The 18935-nt window shown below is 67.6% G+C and carries 16 protein-coding genes; 7 read left to right on the forward strand and 9 right to left on the reverse strand.

Translation table 11 applies throughout. The features are described from left to right. The first annotated feature begins 77 nt into the window (after window positions 1-77). Window positions 78-1316 (forward strand): class I SAM-dependent RNA methyltransferase, encoded by a 1239-nt coding sequence (locus Q9235_RS11640; RefSeq protein ID WP_306227391.1) that lies wholly within the window; start codon window positions 78-80, stop codon window positions 1314-1316. A 64-nt stretch (window positions 1317-1380) separates the two neighbouring features. After that, the gene (locus Q9235_RS11645) at window positions 1381-2793 is read left to right on the forward strand and encodes an FAD-binding oxidoreductase (protein ID WP_306227393.1); all 1413 of its coding nucleotides are present in this window, start codon (window positions 1381-1383) and stop codon (window positions 2791-2793) included. A 224-nt stretch (window positions 2794-3017) separates the two neighbouring features. Here the strand turns inward: Q9235_RS11645 and Q9235_RS11650 are convergent, their stop codons facing one another. Continuing rightward, complete coding sequence (locus Q9235_RS11650; protein ID WP_306227394.1) at window positions 3018-4613, reverse strand: gamma-glutamyltransferase family protein; 1596 nt, start codon at window positions 4611-4613, stop codon at window positions 3018-3020. A 53-nt stretch (window positions 4614-4666) separates the two neighbouring features. Then, a complete protein-coding gene (locus Q9235_RS11655) occupies window positions 4667-5434 on the reverse strand; it encodes an SOS response-associated peptidase (RefSeq protein ID WP_306227395.1) in 768 nt (255 codons plus the stop codon). A gap of 87 nt (window positions 5435-5521) precedes the next feature. On the opposite strand from Q9235_RS11655, the gene Q9235_RS11660 reads away from it, so the two are divergent. Next, on the forward strand, window positions 5522-6022 hold the full coding sequence (locus Q9235_RS11660) for a hypothetical protein (protein ID WP_306227396.1): 501 nt from the start codon (window positions 5522-5524) through the stop codon (window positions 6020-6022). 15 nt (window positions 6023-6037) lie between these two features. Here Q9235_RS11660 and Q9235_RS11665 read toward each other — a convergent pair whose 3' ends face one another. Beyond that, window positions 6038-6760, reverse strand: coding sequence for a TlyA family RNA methyltransferase (locus Q9235_RS11665; protein WP_306227398.1), 723 nt, complete (start codon window positions 6758-6760; stop codon window positions 6038-6040). A gap of 10 nt (window positions 6761-6770) precedes the next feature. Continuing rightward, on the reverse strand, window positions 6771-8681 hold the full coding sequence (gene dxs / locus Q9235_RS11670) for a 1-deoxy-D-xylulose-5-phosphate synthase (RefSeq protein WP_306227399.1): 1911 nt from the start codon (window positions 8679-8681) through the stop codon (window positions 6771-6773). A gap of 181 nt (window positions 8682-8862) precedes the next feature. Between dxs and Q9235_RS11675 the strand changes: the two genes are divergently transcribed. After that, window positions 8863-10092, forward strand: a complete 1230-nt coding sequence (locus Q9235_RS11675; RefSeq protein ID WP_306227400.1) for an MFS transporter — start codon at window positions 8863-8865, stop codon at window positions 10090-10092. A gap of 10 nt (window positions 10093-10102) precedes the next feature. Here the strand turns inward: Q9235_RS11675 and Q9235_RS11680 are convergent, their stop codons facing one another. The 4 genes from Q9235_RS11680 to Q9235_RS11695 form a co-directional block, all read right to left on the reverse strand. After that, window positions 10103-11023, reverse strand: coding sequence for a pirin family protein (locus Q9235_RS11680; RefSeq protein WP_306227401.1), 921 nt, complete (start codon window positions 11021-11023; stop codon window positions 10103-10105). A 159-nt stretch (window positions 11024-11182) separates the two neighbouring features. Next, complete coding sequence (locus Q9235_RS11685) at window positions 11183-11386, reverse strand: exodeoxyribonuclease VII small subunit (protein WP_422678368.1); 204 nt, start codon at window positions 11384-11386, stop codon at window positions 11183-11185. Window positions 11387-11516: 130 nt separating this feature from the next. After that, window positions 11517-11987, reverse strand: coding sequence for an Lrp/AsnC family transcriptional regulator (locus tag Q9235_RS11690; RefSeq protein WP_265058406.1), 471 nt, complete (start codon window positions 11985-11987; stop codon window positions 11517-11519). Between the two features lie 143 nt (window positions 11988-12130). Then, complete coding sequence (locus Q9235_RS11695; RefSeq protein WP_306227404.1) at window positions 12131-12643, reverse strand: tyrosine phosphatase family protein; 513 nt, start codon at window positions 12641-12643, stop codon at window positions 12131-12133. Window positions 12644-12749: 106 nt separating this feature from the next. Between Q9235_RS11695 and Q9235_RS11700 the strand changes: the two genes are divergently transcribed. Next, window positions 12750-13310: a thioesterase family protein gene (locus tag Q9235_RS11700; protein ID WP_306227406.1), complete on the forward strand. Its 561-nt coding sequence runs from the start codon at window positions 12750-12752 to the stop codon at window positions 13308-13310. A 3-nt stretch (window positions 13311-13313) separates the two neighbouring features. Here the strand turns inward: Q9235_RS11700 and Q9235_RS11705 are convergent, their stop codons facing one another. After that, complete coding sequence (locus Q9235_RS11705; RefSeq protein ID WP_306227407.1) at window positions 13314-16886, reverse strand: hybrid sensor histidine kinase/response regulator; 3573 nt, start codon at window positions 16884-16886, stop codon at window positions 13314-13316. A 271-nt stretch (window positions 16887-17157) separates the two neighbouring features. On the opposite strand from Q9235_RS11705, the gene mscL reads away from it, so the two are divergent. Together mscL and Q9235_RS11715 are read left to right on the forward strand one after the other, a co-directional pair. Further along, entirely contained in the window at window positions 17158-17577 is a 420-nt protein-coding gene (gene mscL, locus Q9235_RS11710) for a large conductance mechanosensitive channel protein MscL (protein ID WP_306227409.1), read from the forward strand. A gap of 122 nt (window positions 17578-17699) precedes the next feature. Continuing rightward, window positions 17700-18893 (forward strand): pyridoxal phosphate-dependent aminotransferase, encoded by a 1194-nt coding sequence (locus Q9235_RS11715; protein WP_306227412.1) that lies wholly within the window; start codon window positions 17700-17702, stop codon window positions 18891-18893. The last annotated feature ends 42 nt before the right edge of the window (window positions 18894-18935 follow it).

The following is an 18935-nucleotide window of genomic DNA, read 5'->3' on the forward strand; positions in this document are numbered from 1 at the left end:
GGGCCTTTCGCCCCGAGTTCGGAACAATGCCAGTCGCCAAGCCGCAAGCTGGAGAAATTTCTTCTCCGAAGCTCGCCATGAATGAAATCTTGGCCGTCGATCGCCTTGGCCAGAAGGGCGACGGCATCGTGCAGGCCGCCTCCGGCAGCATCTTCATTCCCTATGCTCTGCCGGGCGAAACCGTGCGCGCCGTGGTCGATCGCGAGCGCGGCCAGCTCGTCGAGATCATCGCACCCTCCGAATCCCGCATCGCCGCGATCTGCCCGCTTTTCACCCGCTGCGGCGGCTGCGCGGCCCAGCATATGGCGCCCGGCCTCTATCGCGAATGGAAACGCCAGCAGGTCGTGACCGCGCTGAGCCGTGCCGGCATCGAGGCCCCGGTCGGCGACCTCGTCGATGCCCATGGCGCCGGCCGCCGCCGCGTCACTTTCCATGCCCGCCGGCAGGGCGAGGCGATGATCGTCGGCTTCATGGCGGCGCGCAGCCATGACCTGATTTCCGTCGAGACCTGTCCGGTGTTGGCCCCGGGGCTCGATCGCGCGCCCGCCGTCGCGCTGATGCTGGCGAACCGCATGGGCGGCGCCAACAAGCCGCTCGACATCCAGGTCACCGCCTCGGAAGCCGGGCTCGATGTCGATATCCGCGGCCATGGCCCGCTCGGTGACAAGCTGAGGCTCGCCCTGACTCAGCTCGCCGAGCGGCTCGACCTCGCCCGGCTCTCCAACCATGGCGAGATCGTCGTCGAGCGCCGCCCACCCTTGCAGCGCATGGGCAGGGCGCTGGTCGCGCCGGCTGCAGGCGGCTTCCTGCAGGCGACGGCTGTGGGCGAGGAGGTGCTGGCCGGGCTCGTCATGGCGGCGCTGCCCAAGGGCAAGCGCGCGGCCGATCTCTTCGCCGGCTGCGGTCCCTTCAGCTTCCGCATCGCCGAGAAGATGCAGGTGCTCGCCATCGAGAGCGACAAGGCGGCGATGCTGGCGCTGGCCAAGGGCACCGGCGCGACGCAGGGCCTGAAGCCGATCGCGACCGAGACGCGCGACCTGTTCCGCCGCCCACTGCTGGAGCACGAGCTCAAAGGCTTCGACGTGATCGTGCTCGATCCGCCGCGGGCCGGCGCGGAGGCGCAGATCAAGCGGCTGGCGGCATCGAAGGTCAGAGACGTGATCTACGTCTCCTGCGATGCGGCAAGCTTCGCGCGCGACGCCGCGACCCTCGTTGCGGGCGGCTATGCGCTGGAGGCCGTGACGCCGGTCGATCAGTTCCGCTATTCCGCTCATGTCGAGCTCGTCGGCGTGTTCCGGCGGGGCAGGAAGGGTTGAAGCATTTTCGAGCGAAGTGGATACCGGTTCGCGTGAAGAAAATGCGGTAGGGCAGGGCTTCAGGATGAGCGCAATTCTCGATCGCATGGCCGGCATCGTCGGCGCGAAGAACATCATCGCCGATGCCGACGCGATGGTGCCCTATCTCAAGGAATGGCGCGATCTCTTCCGCGGCAAGGCGCAAGGCATCGTCCGCCCCGGCTCGACCGCCGAGGTCGCCGAGCTGGTGAAGCTGGCGGCCGAGACCGGCACGGTGCTGGTGCCGCAGGGCGGCAATACCGGCCTCGTCGGCGGCCAGATCCCGATCTCCGAAGGTAAGGAAGTCATCCTCTCGCTGCAGCGCCTCGACAAGATCCGTGCTGTCGACACCGATGGCGACACGATGATCGTCGAGGCCGGCGTCACCCTGAAGCGCGCGCAGGATGCTGCGGAGGCGGCCGGCCGGCTGTTCCCGCTCTCGCTCGCGTCCGAAGGTTCCTGCACCATCGGCGGCAATCTCTCGACCAATGCCGGCGGCACTGCCGTGCTGGCCTATGGCAATGCCCGCGAGCTCTGCATGGGGCTGGAGGTCGTGCTGCCGGACGGCCGCATCTGGAACGGGCTCCGCCAGCTCCGCAAGGACAATACCGGCTACGACCTGAAGAACCTCTTCATCGGCGCCGAAGGCACGCTCGGCATCATCACCGCGGCGGTGCTGAAGCTCTTCCCCGCGCCGGCCGCCCGCGCCACCGCCTTCCTCGCCGTGCCCGATCCGGCGGCGGCGCTCGAACTGCTGAACGCTGCCAAGGCCGGTGCAGGCGGCACGCTCACCACCTTCGAGCTGATGCCGCGCATCGGGATGGATTTCGTCCTGCGCCATGCGTCCGGTACGCGCGACCCGCTCTCCGAGCCGTCGCCCTGGTATGTGCTGATGGAGGTCTCGGCCCAGCAGGCCACGGGGCTCGACGAGCATGTCGAGACCTTCCTCGGCGAAGCCTTGGAGAAGGGCATCGTCACCGATGCGGCGCTGGCGGGCTCGCTGACACAGCGCGCCGATTTCTGGAAGCTGCGTGAGATGCTCTCGGAGGTACAGACCTATGAGGGCGGCTCGATCAAGCACGACGTTTCCGTGCCGATCCACGCGACGCCCGAGTTCCTCGCACGCGCCATCGCGGCGGTGGAGGCGATGGTGCCGGGCTGCCGGCCGGTGCCCTTCGGCCATCTCGGCGACGGCAACATCCATTTCAACGTCAGCCAGCCGGTCGGCGCCGACAAGGCCGGCTTCCTCGCGCGCTGGAGCGATATGAACGAGGCGGTCCACGCCATCGTCGCCGAATTGCACGGCTCGATCTCGGCCGAGCACGGCATCGGCCGCCTCAAGCGCGACCTGCTGCCGGGCGTGAAGGACCCTGTCGAGCTCGACCTGATGCGGACGATCAAGCAGACGCTCGATCCGAAGGGCATCCTGAATCCGGGCGCAGTGCTCGCCACCGAGTAAGTTCGGATACCGCGGGGAATCCTCTCCCGTAGGAGAGGCCGAACTGCTTCTGGAGCATGCTGATTTTTTCAGAAGCGCGACGTCATCCCGGCCTTGAGCCGGGATCCATCGGAGGGCTCCGAGCTCTATGATGGATCCCGGATCTACGCTGCTTCGCAGCTTGTCCGGGATAACGCTCTGTTTCCGCGGGAAATCAGTAAGCTCCAGCCCGGACCGCTTTCGCCTCAAGGCGTCGCGACATATCCATCCCGACGCGGGTCGGCCGCGCCGGTGAACACCCCCGTAGCCGGATCGGCCGCCACCGCCTGCATGCCGCCGCAGCGCATGGTCCAGCCGACATCGAAGGCGCGCGCCTCATGCCCGCGCCTGACCAGCTCGGCGATCGTCTCCGGTGTGATCCGGTTCTCGATCTCGACGAGGCGCCCGTCCCAGAGGCGCGCTCGCGGCGCCTCGATCGCTTCCTGAAGCGGCAGGCCGTAGACGAGATGCTGAACCATGGCCTGCGCCTGCGTCTGCATGATGCCGTAGCTGCCGGGCGTGCCGAGCGCGAGCACCGGCTTGCCGTCGCGGGTCGAGAGCGTCGGCGACATGCACATCGGCAGTTCGTCGCCGGGCTTCGAGCGGTTCGGGCTGCCGGGTTGGACATCGGCCCAGTACAGGAAGTTGTTGAAGCACAGCCCCGTGCCTGGCACGACGACGCCGCTGCCGAACGGGCTGCCGAGGCTCTGCGTGATGCAGATCAGGTTGCCTTCGCTGTCCGCGACCGAGAGCGAGGTCGTGTGCGCCGGGTCTTCCTTGTCCTGCGGCACCCACTGCTCGGTCGGCCCCGTCACCGGCTTGCCGTCGGTCAGGCGCTGACGCAGACGCGCGACGGAAGCCTCCGACATGATCTCGGCGAGCTTCTCCGGCGAGGGATTGTTATGGGCGATGCGCTCGCCAGCCGCGAGGCGGATCGCGCGGTAGACGAGGTCGAGATGATCCGCCCCGTCCCTCGGCTTCGACGCAAGGTCGATGCCGTCGAGCAGCTTGAGTGTCAGCAGGAACTGGAAGCCCTCGCAGGGCGGCGGCGGCACATGCACCGACAGACCCCTGAAGCTCGCCGCCATCGGCTCGCGCCAGACCATCTTCACCGCCGCGAGATCGGCCATGGTCAGCGAGCCGCCGAGCGCCTGCAGATGCGTGATGACCTTCTCGCCGAGCGCGCCGCGATAGAAATGATCCGGCCCCTTCTCGGCGATCTCGCTCAACGTCTTCGCAAGGTCCGACTGCACGAGCACGGAGCCGAGATGCATCGCGCCATTGGGCTGGTAGTTCTTCGACCACGCCGGATAGAGCGCCGGGATCTTCGCCAGCAGCGGGTCGTTCTCCTCGAACTCATCCGCGCCGAACTCGGCCAGCGCGAAACCGTCCCGCGCCAAGGCGATCGCCGGAGCGAAGACCTCGGCCATCGACTTGCGGCCATAGGTCTTCACCAGCTCGCACCAGCCGGCGAGATTGCCGGGAGAGGCGACGGCAAGCGCGCCGCGTTCGAGATCGGTGCGCTGGCTGAAACGGTCGGCCGGGAAGCTCGCCGGGATCGGCGGCACGAAATCGAGCACGCGCACCCGCTTTTCGGCCGCGACCCACATCGTCGAGAGGCCCATGCCGGCGAGCCCCGACATGAAGGGCTCGACCACGTTGAGAGCGGCGGCCGTGGCGGCGGCGGCATCGAAGGCGTTGCCGCCCTGCGCCAGCAGTTTTGCGCCGGCCTGCGCCGCCAAGGGATGGGCCGCGGCAACCATGCCGTGGCGAGAGGTCATCGTGGGGCGGCGGCCATGCATCGTCAGTCTCCTCCTCGTCGTTTTCTGACGACGATCAGAGCACGAATCCGGCGCTAGAACAGGCTGCCTTGCCCGTCATCCGCGGGAGGCCGGGTCGCTTTGCGCGCATGGCGCTTCGGTTCCTCCGGAGCCTCCTCCGGCGGAAGCTCGGCCAGCGGCAACTGAATCTCGGCCGCGTCATTCGCGACCTTGTTGACGGCGTTGCCGATCGCGACGGCCTCCAGCAGATCGTCCGGGGGCGGCTTCAGCAGGCGCCCGGTCTGTTCCGACGTCGCTTGCGGGTCGAGCCAGGCGTCGTGGTCGCGGGGATCGAGGATGATCGGGCTGCGATGGTGGATCGGCGCCATCGTGCCGTTGGCTGGCCCCGTCATCATCGCGACCGTGTCGATCTCGGAGCCATCCGGCGAATGCCAGGTCTCCCACAACGCGGCGAAGGCGAAGAGGTTGCGATCGGGCTTTCGGAACAGGAAAGCTTCGTTGCGGGCCTGCTTGCCGGTGCCGCTGCGCCGCCATTCGTAGAAGGCATCGGCCGGCAGCAGGCACCGCCGCCGCGTCAGGGCGTTGCGGAAGGACGGCTTTTCGGCCGCGCTCTCAATCCGGATATTGATGACGAGCGGGAAATCCTTGGGGTCCTTGACCCAGCCGGGGATGAAGCCCCAGCGCATCAGCATGAATTGCCGTGCGCCGTCATGCGGCCTGACGACCGGTACCGGCTGCGTCGGCGCGATATTGTAGCGTGGCGGGAAGTTCGGCTGCTCGCGATAGCCGAAGGTGTCGCGCATCGCCTCGGGGGGCAGGGTGATCGCATAGCGTCCGCACATGCCCGCTGTTTACGTCGAGACGAGCGTTCGGAATCAACACTTTATTTGCGGTTGCACCAACATAGTCGCGGCGATTTGGGGTAGCGGATGAGCGTCATCGCGGCGGAGATGCTGGCTGGAACGGCGGCCGAACGGCTTGACGCCGGTGTCCACCCGCGTCTGTCGACCGATTTTCTCAACCGCTACAGCGAAGCCCTGATGCTGATCGAGATGGTCGCGATGGATGAGAGCATCCTCGCCGATCTCCAGGCTTGGCAATCCGTCGGCTACCGCGAGCATTTCGCCAGCTCGGCCCTGCGCTGCGCCGCCTCGGCTCTCGCCGCCTATGACGAGCTGAACCCGAACCGGGCCCGTGCTTTCGACGAAGCTTGCCGAGCGATGACGCGGCTGGTGCGTACGGTGACGGCGCTGCTCGCGGAAACGCCGCCCTCGCCGGAATTGCCGGAGATCGTCGAGGTCGCAGGCGAGGCCCTGCGCCGGCAGATCGCCCGCGCGACACAGTTCATCAACGCGAATGGCGCGATCGACATCACGGCGTTCGAGGATACCGCCTTGCAGGAACAGATCGACGCCTTGCTCGCGCGTTGACCAGGCGCACTGGCCTCAGCGCCGCGCCCCAACCAGAAATTCGCGATTGCCGTCGCCACCCTCGATCGGGGAGGGGATGGGTCCATCCACGGCAAAGCCCAGCGTTTTCAGCGTCGCGACGATCTCGTCGCAGACCTGAAGCTGGATCGCCTCGTCCCGGACGATGCCTTTCTTGAGCGCGGCACGGCCGGCCTCGAATTGCGGCTTGATCAGTGCCGCGATGCCGGCCTTGGGGGCGAGCAGGGCAGCGACTGCCGGTAGCACGAGCTTCAGCGAGATGAAGCTGACGTCGATTGCGGCCAGGCTCGGCCGCTCCGGCAGGACAGCGACCTCCAGTGTTCGGATATCCTGCCCCTCGAAGCTGGTGACGCGCGGGTCGGCCCGCAGCGAGGCATGCAACTGGTCGCGCCCGACATCGACGGCGACGACATGGCGCGCGCCGCGCTTCAGCAGCAGGTCGGTGAAGCCTCCTGTCGAGGAGCCGACATCGAGGCAGGTAAGCCCCTGCGGATCGAAGCCGAAGGCATCGAGCGCGCCGGCCAGTTTCAGCCCGCCGCGCGAGACGTAAGGGTGCGGCGCTTGCGCGGTCAGCTCCGCGTCATCGGCCACCATCTCGGAGGCCTTGCGGACGGGCGTGCCGTTGGCAGTGACAAGCCCGGCGGCGATCGCGGCCTGCGCCCGCGCACGGCTCTCGAAGAAGCCGCGCTCGACGAGCAACTGGTCGGCCCGGCTCTTCATGGCCAGGTTGTCAGGCCAGTTTCACGGCGCTGGGCCGGCCCAGCGCGGTCTCGACGGCCTTGACGATGCCGGCGGCGTCGAGCCCGGCGGCGGCATACATCGCGTCCGGCTTGTCATGGTCCTGGAAGACGTCGGGCAGCGTCAGGCTCCGGATCTTCAGGCCGGCATCGAGCACTCCATTCTGCGCCAGCAGATGCAGGACATGGCTGCCGAAGCCGCCGACCGAGCCTTCCTCGACCGTAACGAGAACCTCGTGCTCGCGGGCGAGCTTGAGAATCAGCGCCTCGTCGAGCGGCTTGGCGAAGCGCGCATCGGCGACGGTGGTCGACAGGCCGCGCTGCGCCAGCAGCTCGGCGGCCTTGAGACATTCGCCCAGGCGCGTGCCGAGCGAGAGCAGCGCGATCCGCGTGCCTTCGCGAACGATGCGGCCCTTGCCGATCTCCAGCGGCACGCCGACATCGGGGATCTCGACACCGACGCCTTCGCCGCGCGGATAGCGGAAGGCGATCGGCCCCTCGTCATAGGCGGTGGCGGTCGCGACCATATGGGTCAGCTCCGCCTCGTCGGCGGCGGCCATCACCACCATGTCGGGCAGGCAGGCGAGATAGGCGATGTCGAAGGAGCCGGCATGGGTCGCGCCATCGGCGCCGACGAGCCCGGCGCGGTCGAGCGCGAAGCGCACCGGCAGCTTCTGGATAGCCACGTCATGGACGATCTGGTCATAGGCGCGCTGCATGAAGGTCGAGTAGATCGCGACGAAGGGCTTGTAGCCCTCGGTCGCGAGGCCGGCGGCGAAGGTCACCGCATGCTGCTCGGCGATGCCGACATCGAAGGTGCGACCCGGGAATTCCTTGCCGAAGGCGTCGAGCCCGGTGCCGGACGGCATCGCGGCGGTCACCGCGACGACCTTGTCGTCCTCGCGGGCCTGCTTGATCAGGGCCTGGGCGAAGACATTGGTGTAGCTCGGTGCATTGGCCGGCGCCTTGGCCTGCAGGCCGGTGACGGGGTCGAACTTGACGACGGCATGGTATTTGTCGGCCGTCGCCTCGGCCGGCGCGTAGCCCTTGCCCTTCTGGGTCACGACATGGACGAGGATCGGCCCGTTGCCGGCGTCGCGAACATTGCGCAGGACCGGCAGGAGGTGGTCGAGATTATGCCCGTCGATCGGCCCGACATAGTAGAAGCCGAGCTCCTCGAACATCGTGCCGCCGGTCCAGAAGCCGCGGGCATATTCCTCGGTGCGCCGCGCCTTGTCGTGGAAGAAGCGCGGCAGCTTCTCGGCGAGCTGCTTGGCGACCTCTCGCAGCGAGCGATAGGTCCGGCCCGAGACGAGCCGTGCGAGATAGGCCGACATCGCGCCGACAGGCGGCGCGATCGACATGTCGTTGTCGTTGAGGATGACGATCAGCCGCGAATCGAGCGCGCCCGCATTGTTCATCGCCTCATAGGCCATGCCGGCCGACATCGCGCCGTCGCCGATCACGGCGATGACGTTGTTCTTGCGTCCCGCGAGATCGCGCCCGACGGCCATGCCGAGCCCGGCCGAGATCGAGGTCGAGGAATGCGCGGCGCCGAAGGGGTCGTATTCGCTCTCGGCGCGCTTGGTGAAGCCCGAGAGGCCGCCGCCCTGACGCAAGCTGCGGATGCGGTCGCGCCGTCCGGTCAGGATCTTGTGCGGATAGGCCTGATGGCCGACATCCCAGATCAACCGGTCGCGCGGCGTATCGAAGACATGGTGCAGCGCGACGGTGAGTTCGACCACGCCTAAGCCCGCGCCGAGATGGCCGCCGGTGACGGAGACGGCGTCGACCGTCTCGAACCGGAGCTCGTCGGCGACCTGGCGCAGCTTGGCGTCGTCGAGGGCCCGCAGATCGGCGGGTTCGTGGATCGTGTCGAGGAGCGGCGTGGCGGGACGGGGCACGAGGCTGTCTGATCCTTCGCTGGGATGCCCTCGGAATAGAGCCTGCGCGGCAAGCTTGCAAACCGTGCTTGCGTTTCCGGCCGGGCCGCGTGTGAGCGCCTCGTCTTGCCACGAAACGGGTGGTTCCCATGCCGGCAAGGCGTTTCAGTAGGGTCGAGACGGCTTCCGGGGACGCAACGCCATGCAATCGACCGATATTAAGCCACTGCCGACGGCATTTCGCCGCATCGGCTGGTCCAACCTCTTCGCCCAGTTCTCGGAGCAGATTGCGCTGGCTGCCGCGCCGCTGGCCGCGGTGCTGCTCCTCGCGGCCGGGCCTGCCGAGACCGGCTGGCTCCAGACCGCGCAGACCTTGCCCTTCCTGCTGTTGTCGATTCCCGCCGGCCTGATGGTCGACCGGGCCTCGCGGCGCCGGCTGATGGTCGGCACCGAGCTGCTGCGTGCGGTGTCGCTGCTGGCAATCCCGTTTTTGCTCGCCGCGGGAGCCCTCAACCTGACCTGGCTTGCGCTGCTCGGCGCGCTCGGGGCCATCGGAACGGTCTGCTACAGCGTCGCGGCCCCCGCTTTCGTGCCGTCGGTCGTGCCGCGCGAGCGGCTGGCCGACGCCAATCGCTGGCTGGAGCTGGCCCGCAGCGCCGCCTATGCCGGTGGACCCGCGCTGGGCGGGGCGCTCGTCGGCTGGATCGGCGTCTCCACCGCTTATGGGCTGGCAGCCGGGCTCTCGATCCTCGCGGCGATGCTGCTGGCCGGCCTGCCGAAGGACGCGGCGCCGTCAGGCCCGCGCCGCGACCTGCTTGACGATCTCAAGGAAGGCGCGCGTTTCGTCGCTGGTCACGATCTGCTCCGGCCGATCCTGATGACGGCGGTGTTTTTCAACGTCTCCTGGTTCATCTTCCAGGCGGTCTATGTCGCCTACGCCGTGCAGAACCTGGGCCTGAGCGCGACGCAGGTCGGCATCTCGCTTGGCATCTACGGTGCGGGCATGATCGTCGGGGCCATCCTCGCGCCGGCCATTGCGAGGCAGGTCACTTTCGGGACATTGATCCTGCTCGGGCCCTTCGCCGGGCTCTGCGCGGCGGGCGTGATGTTCGCGACGCTCTGGCTGCCCTCGGTCTATCTGGTCGCCGCGAGCTTCTTCCTGTTCGGCGTCGGGCCGATCATCTGGACGATCTCGACCATGACATTGCGCCAGGCGGTGACGCCGAACGCCATGCTCGGCCGCGTCTCCGCGCTGATCATGACGGCGACCTTCGGCGCGCGGCCGATCGGCGCCGCGATCGGCGCTTCTGTCGCGGCGAACCTCGGCATCGCCGCCTGCCTGGGCCTCGCGGCCACAGGCTTTCTCGTCCAGTTGCTTGTGATCGGCTTCTCGCGTGTGCCGAAACTCAGGGACATCTCCGAGGCGGTCTGAGACGACCGGCTCAGCCCTCGGGGAGCGGGATGAACTCGCTCTCGTCACCGGGGACGGTGTCGAAGCGGCCGGTCTTCCACTCGTGCTTGGCCTGCTCGATCCGCTCCTTCGAGGAGGAGACGAAGTTCCACCAGATGTTGCGTGGGCCATCCATCGGCTCGCCGCCGACGATCATCACGCGGGCCTGGTCGATGGCGAGGATCGAGATGCGGTCGCCAGGCTTGAAGACGAGGAGCTGGCCGGCGCCGAACTCGTCTCCGGCGATGTCGACCTTGCCGGAGACGATATAGATCGCGCGCTCGTCATAGTCGGGGTCGAGCGGCAGGATCGCGCCGGGCGAGAGCACGGCCTCGGCATAGAGCGCATCCCATGGGAACTTCACCGGCGAGGTCTGGCCATAGGCCGAGCCCATGATCAGGCTGATGCGTTTGCCGCCCTCGACGATGCGCGGCAGCTCGCCTGCGCCGTGATGCTTGAACTCGGGCGCGACCTCCTCATGCGTCTTCGGCAAAGCGAGCCAGGCCTGGATGCCGTAGAGCTTCGGCCCGCTGGCGCGTGCTTCCATGCCGGTGCGCTCGGAATGGACGATGCCGCGGCCCGCCGTCATCAGGTTGACCGCGCCCGGCTTGATCGCGAGCGCCGTGCCCAGCGAGTCGCGGTGCATGATCTCGCCATCGAAGAGATAGGTCACGGTCGAGAGCCCGATATGCGGGTGCGGGCGAACGTCCAGTCCCTCGCCGAGATGGAACTCGGCCGGGCCCATCTGGTCGAAGAAGATGAACGGGCCGACCATGCGCTGGCCGATCGCCGGCAGCGCGCGGCGGACCTGGAAGCCGCCGAGGTCATGGGAGCGGGGCACGATCACCTTCTCGATCGCCTCGCAGGAGCGGGCATCGCCCAGGATTGGATCGTCGGCGGGGAGTTGCGACATGAGAGCCTCCTTGGTTGAGGCCGAATCTGGCCCCAAGGAGACGCGCAGGCAAGCGCCGGCTCGCAACCGGCCGCTGGCAGAAATGCAATGCCGCGACACTTGGGGCGCCGCGGCATTGCGTGGTGATCTCGCCTTTTGAGCGCGTTGGCGCTCGGCCGCTCAGTTGTCGACGTCGAGCGGGGTCGCGCCCGTCGGCTTGCCGTCGGCACCGAGCGTGATGCGCTCGATGCGGGCTTCCGCCTGCTTCAGCAGCGCGTCGCAGCGCGCCTTCAGCGCTTCGCCACGAGTGTAGATTTCGATCGACTTTTCAAGCGGGACGTCGCCGCGCTCTAGCTGCGCGACGATGGCTTCGAGTTCCTTCATCGCCGCCTCGAACGGCAGGGTGGCGACATCGGCGTTGGTCTTCTCTTCGCTCACGGCCTGATTCCTCTTTGCGGGTGAGCTTATCGGCCGGAGCGCGTCCGGCCGCAACCCGTCTCAGGGCGCTCCTGACTCAGACCGGCAGGGCGGAGGTCTTCTTGATCGTGCGCAGCGTCAGCGTTGATTGCACGCGGGTGACACCGGGCAGTTGCGTGATGATGTCGGTGTGGATGCGCTCGAAATCGGCGCTGTCGCGATAGATCACCCGCATCAGATAGTCATGCGCGCCGGCCAGGAGATGGCATTCGAGGATCTCGGGCAGGCTCTGCACCGCCTGCTCGAAGCTCTCCAGCGAGGCGCGGCCCTGCTGGTCGAGCGTGACGAAGACGAAGGCTGTGCCGGGAAAGCCCGCGATCTTGTCGTCGAGCATCATCGCATAGCCGCGGATCAGGCCGCTCTCCTCGAGCTGCCGCACGCGGCGCAGGCAGGCCGAGGGCGAGAGATGCACCTTCTCGGCGAGGTCGGAATTGGTGATGCGTCCATCCTGCTGGAGAATCCGCAGGATGGAGCGGTCGCGCGAATCGAGCTCGATCGTCGTGGTCACAATGAAGGCCTCCCGCGCGATGCATCGTCGCAAAATTCACTGGATGCAAGCAATCTTCTGCAGCGATCCGGCGCAGGTGCCGTAGCATTTACAGCATGCCAGGCGAAAGCGCGCAGGAAGCTGCGCGCTTCAGAAGTCGTCTTTCAGGCGAGGGGCATCGCGAAGGGCGTGCCCTCGAACGCATCGGCGCCGCGCCCGATCCGCTCGATCGCGCGGATCATCCGGCCGCGCCTGCCGAGCGCCGCGTCGGCCAATGCGACCAGCCTGGCATTCGGCGTGGCGGATGGCGCGGCGCTGCGCAGAGCGTCGGCCACGTCATCCTCGTCCCGGTCCGGGGCGAGAGAGCAGGCCGCGATATAGGCGGCTGCCGTCGAGCGGCTGATCCCGGCCCAGCAATGGATCACCATCGGCTCCGCGCGGTCCCAGGCGCGCAGGAAGGAGAGGAGCCGCGCCATATGCTCCTGGCCGGCGAGGACATGGCCGTCCAGCGCCTGGCTGATGTCGGACATCCCCAGGAAGAGATGCCGCTCGGGCGCGATCCCAGCCGGCCGCGTGACGTCCGTGCCGAGATTGATCAGCGTGACGAGATGTCGGGCGCGGACGGCGGAAACGGTCTCGTCGAGCCGCGACAACGGGGAAACGTGAAGGGTGGACAAGGGCTGGCTCCGCTGGGATGGGCAGACGATAGCATGATCGACAGTGCCGGCATCTCCATGACATGGAGGCGCTGCCCCGATCGATCCAGCGCCGAAAAAGCTCCCCATGAATCTCTGGTTCCGCCTGATCTGGCTCCTGCTGACGACGCGCTTCCGGCCGCGGCTCGACCTGCCGCAGGACGCTTCCGTCCTGCCCTTCCGGGTCTGGTTTCACGATCTCGATACCAGCCTGCACATGAATAACGGGCGCTACTGGACGCTGATGGATCTCGGTCGGCTCGACCTGATGCTGCGCAGCGGGCTCTGGCGCGCGGTGCTGCGCCATCGCTGGCTGCCGGTGGTCAATGCCGGCACGATCCGCTTCCGCCGCGAGATGCGGCTGTTCCGCCCGTTCCGGGTCGAGACGAAAATCTTGTGCTGGAGCGACAATTGGCTGGTGATGCAGCACCGCATGCTGATGGCGGGCCGCGACGGCACCGAGATCGTCGCTGCCGTCGCGCTGGTCCGGGCTGCGCTCTACGACAAGAAGGCGCGCGCCTATGTCCCGGTCGCGCGCCTGCTCGGCGAGATCGGTGTGACCGCCGAAAGCCCGCAGCCTAGTCCGGAAGTCGCGGCCTTCCTCGCGTCCGAGGATGCGATGCGCACCGCCGCATCGACCGCGGCCTGAACGCTACTCCGCCGCCAGCCGCGTCGCGCGCCATTGCGCTAGCAGCGCCCGCAAAGCCGCTGGCTTCAGCGGCTTGTTGAGCAGGTGGACGTCGAGGGCGTTCGCGGCTTCGCGCACATGCGGCGTCCGGTCGGCGGTGAGCAGGATCGCCGGCATCGGCGTGCGGGCGCGGGCTCGGAGCGCGCTGATCGCGGTCAGACCGTTGCCATGGTCGAGATGGTAGTCGGCGATCAGCACATCGGCCTCACCCTTGGAGCCGACATGCGGGAGCGCCTCGTCCAGGCTGGCGGCGATGGTGACGCGGCAGCCCCAGCCTTCGAGCAGGCGCTTCATGCCGTCGAGGATGGCGGGCTCGTTGTCGACGACCAGAAGCCGCATGCCGGCGAGTTGCCCGGCCGGTGCATTGCGCGGCGCAGCCGCCGTCGTCATCGCCGGCAGCGGCGCGGCGCGCGGCACCGAAATCGAGAAGCGCGTGCCGCGTCCGGGCGCTGAATCGAGCGTCAGCCCATGGTCGAGCGCCCGTGCGATTCGCTGCACGATCGAGAGCCCGAGCCCCAGGCCGCGCGCCACCTTGGCGCCTTGGTCCAGCCGCTGGAACTCGCGGAACACGGTCTTCTGCTTGCTCTGGGGAATGCCGAGGCCGGTATCGATCACCTCGACCGCGACCTGGCCGCCGCGGCGCCGGCAGCCGATCAGCACCTTGCCGCTCGGCGTATACTTGATCGCGTTGGATATCAGGTTCTGCAGCAGCCTGCGCAGCAGGCGCCGGTCGGAGCGCAGCGTCAGGCTGGTCGGCATGAACACCAGCTTCAGGCCCTTCTCCTGTGCGCTCGGCTCGAATTCGCGCTGGAGCTGGCGCATCAATTCGTCGAGCCGGAAAGAGGACAGTTCCGGCTTGAGCGCGCCGCCATCGAGCCGCGAAATCTCCAGCAGAGCGGTCAGGATTTCTTCGACGGCATCGAGCGAGGCGTCGATATTCTCCGCGAGTTCCGGCTGCCCGCCGCTGCGATCGCGCTCGACCAGCGAGGTCGCATAGAGCCGCGCGGCGTTGAGCGGCTGCAGGATGTCGTGGCTGGCGGCGGCGAGGAAGCGCGTCTTCGAGGCGTTGGCGGCCTCGGCCTCCGCCTTGGCGCGCTGCAGTTCGGCATTGACGTGGAGCAGTTCCTCGGTGCGCTCGGCGACGCGGCGTTCGAGGCCCTCGTTCGCGCGTTCGAGCTCTTCCTCGCCGGCGACGGTCTCGGTGATGTCGGTATAGGTCGTGACGAAGCCGCCATCGGGCAGCGCGTTGGTGCGGACCTCGATGACCTTCTTCGAGGGATAGAGCTTGAGGCGGACGGGCTCGCGATCGTTGATGAAGCTCTCCAGCCGCGCCGCCATCAATTCGTCGCGCGCGCCCGTGCCATAGGCGCCGCGCGCCGCGTTGTAGCGCACGATCTCGTCGAGACCCGTGCCGAACCGGACCAGCGAGGCCGGCAGGTCGTAGAGCTGGATAAAGGCCTGGTTCCAGGCGAGCAGGCGCAGGTCGCGGTCGAGCACGGTGATGCCCTGGCCGGCATGGTCGAGCCCGTGCTGGAGGATGTCGCGGTTGTACTGGAGCGCGGCGGAGGCATCGTCGAGCAGCTTGAAGGCGGCCTCGGTCGAGAGGTTGCGTCGCTTCAGGAGCAGCGACAGCACGAGGCGCGAGGAGGCAGCGCCGATCGCCGAGGAGAGCAGGTGCTCGCCGAAGCGCAGCAGATGGATATCGGCCTGACGCCCGTTCTCCGAAGCCTCGCCACGGCTGCTGTTGAAACCCTCGAAGGCGCGCTGGGTGCGTTCCGCGCCGAGATAGCGCGCGATCGTCGATTGCAGCTCGCCCTCGGTGATGGTCGTGCGCCAGAGCGAAAAGGATTGCGCCATCGTCGCCGGCTGGGACTCGACGAAGGCGTTGGCCTGCAGCCGCTCCATCGCATTGGCGGGCCGGAGCAGGGAGAAGCCGATATAGGCGAGGACGTTGAAGCCCAGGCTCCAGAACACGCCATGCGGCAATGCGGGCCATTCGAGGCCGAACAGCGCCTCCGGCTTGAAGATGCCGGCGCCGAACGGGCCATGGGCCACCACTTCGCTCCACCAGCCGCCGGGCAGGGCCAGGCTCGGCATCAGCAGCGTATAGGCCCAGACCAGCGTCCCGACCGTCAGCCCGGCGGCAGCGCCCAGCGCGGTGCCGCGCCGCCACAGCAGGCCGCCGAAGAAGGCCGGCGCGATCTGCGCAGTGGCGGCGAAGGAAAGCAGGCCGATGGAGACCAGCGCCGCTTCGCCGGAGGCGCGGTAGTAGAGATAGCCGAGCAGGATCACGACGAAGATGCTCAGCCGCCGGATGATCACCACCTGCGAGCCGAGGTCGCCGCCGAGATTGCTGTTGCCGGCGCTGCGTCTGCCGAACAACCGGACCGCTCGCCCCGGATCGCTCAGGCCCCGCCGGCCGCGCAGCAGCAGCGGCATCACGAGATGGTTGGAGATCATGATCGCGAGCGCGACGGAGGCGACGATCACCATCGCGGTCGCCGCCGAGAGGCCGCCGACGAAGACGAGCAGCGCGATCATCCCGGCCTCGCGCTGCAAGGGCAGCAGCAGCACGGTCATGTCGCGGTCGACGCCGCTGCCGGGGATCAGGATTTCGCCGGCTGCCGCCAGCGGCAATACGAACAGGTTGATCAGCACGAGATAGAGCGGGAACATCCAGGCTGCACGGCGCACGTCGCGAACGTCGCGGTTCTCGACGATTGTCATGTGGAACTGCCGGGCCAGCAGCAGCGCTGCACAGCTCGACAGGAGGGTCAGCGTCAGGAAATTCGGCCAGCTCGAGGTGCGCTCCCAGATCGGCAGGGCGGCGCCTGCGGGGTTCGCCGCCTGCGCCAGCAGGTCGCCGGGACCGCCGAACAGCCCGTAGACGATGAAGAAGCCGAGCACGAGGAAGGCGACGAGCTTGATCAGCGATTCGACTGCGATCGCCAGCACAAGCCCGTCCTGGTGCTCGGTCGCGTCGATATGGCGGGTGCCGAAGGCGCAGGCGAAGCCGGCGAGCACGATCGCGACGAGGAAGGGCAGGTCGCTCAGCACCGGCACGTCCGGTGTGGGCGGATGGCCGCCTGTCGCCGCGAGGAAGACCGAGAGCGAGTTGGCGACGGCCTTGAGCTGTAGCGAGATGTAGGGCAGCGCCCCGATCACCGCGACGAGGCAGACCAGCGCCGCGACGCGCTCGCTCTTGCCGTAGCGGGCGCCGACGAAATCGGCGATCGAGGTGATGTTCTGCGATTTGGCGATGCCGACGATGCGGGCGACGAAACGATGGCCGAGCCCGATGACCAGGATCGGCCCGACATAGATGCCGAGGAAGTCGAAGCCGGCGCGATTGGCGAAGCCGACCGAGCCGTAGAAGGTCCAGGAGGTGCAGTAGACGCCGAGCGCCAGCGCATAGACCGTCGTCCGCGCCCTGCCGGTCATCAGCTTGCGGCCGGAGGTGTCGGCCATATGCGCGACGGCGAAGAGCCCGCAGAGATAGGCGAGCGCGACCAGCACCACGGACCAGGCGGGGATCATGCCGCCCTCGCGGATGCCGTATGGCTAGGGAGCCGAGGTGCTGGCGTCATGGTCTTCCGCTTCGGGATTTGCCGCAGAGTATCGGACGGCCCGTCGGCTCGCCATAGGCCATTGGCGCAAGCCTGCGCGCCGATTCATCCCCAACTCTTTGCATTCCACCTGCCGTAGGACCGGCTTTGGCGCGTTTTCGGGCTTTTCCTGCTCTGTCTGGCTGGTCTAGCGTCCGGCTCAGGCTGTTGGGGTAGCCTTGCCGATTCTCAAGGGGTGCAGCATGTTGGAAGAATTCAAGAAATTCGCTCTCAAGGGCAATGTCGTAGACCTCGCCATCGGCGTCATCATCGGCGCTGCCTTCAGCAAGATCGTCGACTCCCTCGTCGCCGACATCATCATGCCGTTCATCGGCGCGCTCGGCGGTGTCGATTTCTCGAACTACTTCATCGGCCTCAACAGCGCCGTGAACTCGCCGATCCTTTCGGAAGCCAAGAAGCAGGGCGCGGTCCTCGCCTATGGCAACTTCGTCACGGTGGGCATCAACTTCCTGATCATCGCCTTCGTCCTCTTCATGGTGGTCAAGGGCATCAACAAGCTCCAGAAGAAGGAGGCGCCGAAGGAAGCGGCTCCCGCTCCCAAGGCGGAAGATGTCGTCCTGCTCGGCGAAATCCGCGACCTGCTCAAGCAGAAGCAGGCCTGATCCCGCTTCCCGCGCGGCCGTGATTCATCACGGCCGCCGATCGACCCGATCTCGCGATTTCATGCCTCGCCGCGCCGCGATCGGCTAAAGGTGGGAGACTGATTTTCGCGAGGCCGAACCCGATGAACAGCGCCATCCTGCCGGGCAGCACACTGCTTGCCGAGCTTCGCCCCGAAGCGCGGAATGCGCCGGAAAGCGGCATCGTCGAGGTGGTCAATCATGGCCGCGTGAAGCCTGGCCTGATCCCGCTCTGGGTCGGCGAGGGCGATCTCCCGACCCCCGCCTTCATCGCCGATGCAGCAGCGCGTTCGCTCGCGGCCGGCGAGACCTTCTACACCTGGCAGCGCGGCATCCCGGAACTGCGCGAGGCGCTCGCCCGCTATCACCAGCGTCTCTATGGCCGCGCCTTCTCGCCCGAGAGCTTCTATGTCACCGGCTCCGGCATGCAGTCAGTCCAGATCGCTGTGCGGATGATCGCGGGGCCCGGCGACGAAATCCTGATCCCGACCCCCGCCTGGCCGAATTTCGGCGCTGCCGTGGGCGTCAGCGGCGCCGCGACCGTCTGCGTACCCATGGATTACGCGCAGGGCCGTTTCACCCTCGATCTCGACCGGCTCGCCAGGGCGATCACGCCGCGCACCCGCGGCATCCTGGTGAATTCGCCGTCGAACCCCACTGGCTGGACCGCGACCAGGGCCGAGCAGGAGGCATTGCTCGCGCTCTCGCGCAAGCATGGCATCTGGATCGTCGCCGACGAGATCTATGGCCGCTTCATCTATGACGGCTCGGAGCGCGCGCCCTCCTTCCACGACATCATGGAGGGAGAGGACCGCGTCATCTTCGTCCAGACCTTCTCGAAAAACTGGGCGATGACCGGCTGGCGCATCGGCTGGATCGAGGTTCCCGTCGCCTTCGGGCAGATCGTCGAGAACCTGATCCAGTACTCGACCTCCGGCTCGCCGGTCTTCGTGCAGCGTGGCGCCATCGCCGCCCTCGACGAAGGCGAGGGCTTCGTTGCCGAGCAGATCGCACGCGCCAATGAGGGCCGTCGGATCGTGTTCGAGGGGCTGAAGGCGACGAACCGCGTCACGCTCTCGGCGCCGGTCGGGGCGTTCTATCAGTTCTTCTCGGTCGACGGCCGCGAGGATTCGCGCCAGCTCGCGATCGATCTGGTCGACAGCGCCAATGTCGGCCTCGCCCCCGGTACCGCCTTCGGTCCCGGCGGCGAGACAGGGCTTCGCCTGTGCTTTGCTCGCAAGTCCAGCGATCTGGTCGAGGCCGTCGCGCGCCTGCAGAAGGCCCTGGCCGCGGCCTGAGGCCAAGGCGGGCGGCGCAACGCCGCCCTGCGCCCGGCGGGC

Source organism: Bosea beijingensis (assembly GCF_030758975.1).
Lineage (GTDB): Bacteria > Pseudomonadota > Alphaproteobacteria > Rhizobiales > Beijerinckiaceae > Allobosea > Allobosea beijingensis.

Coding starts and splice junctions, on each gene's coding strand:
- Q9235_RS11640 (WP_306227391.1), top strand. CDS start 78: ATGAATGAAATCTTGGCCGTCGATCGCCTTGGCCAGAAGGGCGACGGC.
- Q9235_RS11645 (WP_306227393.1), top strand. CDS start 1,381: ATGAGCGCAATTCTCGATCGCATGGCCGGCATCGTCGGCGCGAAGAAC.
- Q9235_RS11650 (WP_306227394.1), bottom strand. CDS start 4,613: ATGCATGGCCGCCGCCCCACGATGACCTCTCGCCACGGCATGGTTGCC.
- Q9235_RS11655 (WP_306227395.1), bottom strand. CDS start 5,434: ATGTGCGGACGCTATGCGATCACCCTGCCCCCCGAGGCGATGCGCGAC.
- Q9235_RS11660 (WP_306227396.1), top strand. CDS start 5,522: ATGAGCGTCATCGCGGCGGAGATGCTGGCTGGAACGGCGGCCGAACGG.
- Q9235_RS11665 (WP_306227398.1), bottom strand. CDS start 6,760: ATGAAGAGCCGGGCCGACCAGTTGCTCGTCGAGCGCGGCTTCTTCGAG.
- Q9235_RS11675 (WP_306227400.1), top strand. CDS start 8,863: ATGCAATCGACCGATATTAAGCCACTGCCGACGGCATTTCGCCGCATC.
- Q9235_RS11680 (WP_306227401.1), bottom strand. CDS start 11,023: ATGTCGCAACTCCCCGCCGACGATCCAATCCTGGGCGATGCCCGCTCC.
- Q9235_RS11685 (WP_422678368.1), bottom strand. CDS start 11,386: ATGAAGGAACTCGAAGCCATCGTCGCGCAGCTAGAGCGCGGCGACGTC.
- Q9235_RS11700 (WP_306227406.1), top strand. CDS start 12,750: ATGAATCTCTGGTTCCGCCTGATCTGGCTCCTGCTGACGACGCGCTTC.
- Q9235_RS11705 (WP_306227407.1), bottom strand. CDS start 16,886: ATGATCCCCGCCTGGTCCGTGGTGCTGGTCGCGCTCGCCTATCTCTGC.
- mscL (WP_306227409.1), top strand. CDS start 17,158: ATGTTGGAAGAATTCAAGAAATTCGCTCTCAAGGGCAATGTCGTAGAC.
- Q9235_RS11715 (WP_306227412.1), top strand. CDS start 17,700: ATGAACAGCGCCATCCTGCCGGGCAGCACACTGCTTGCCGAGCTTCGC.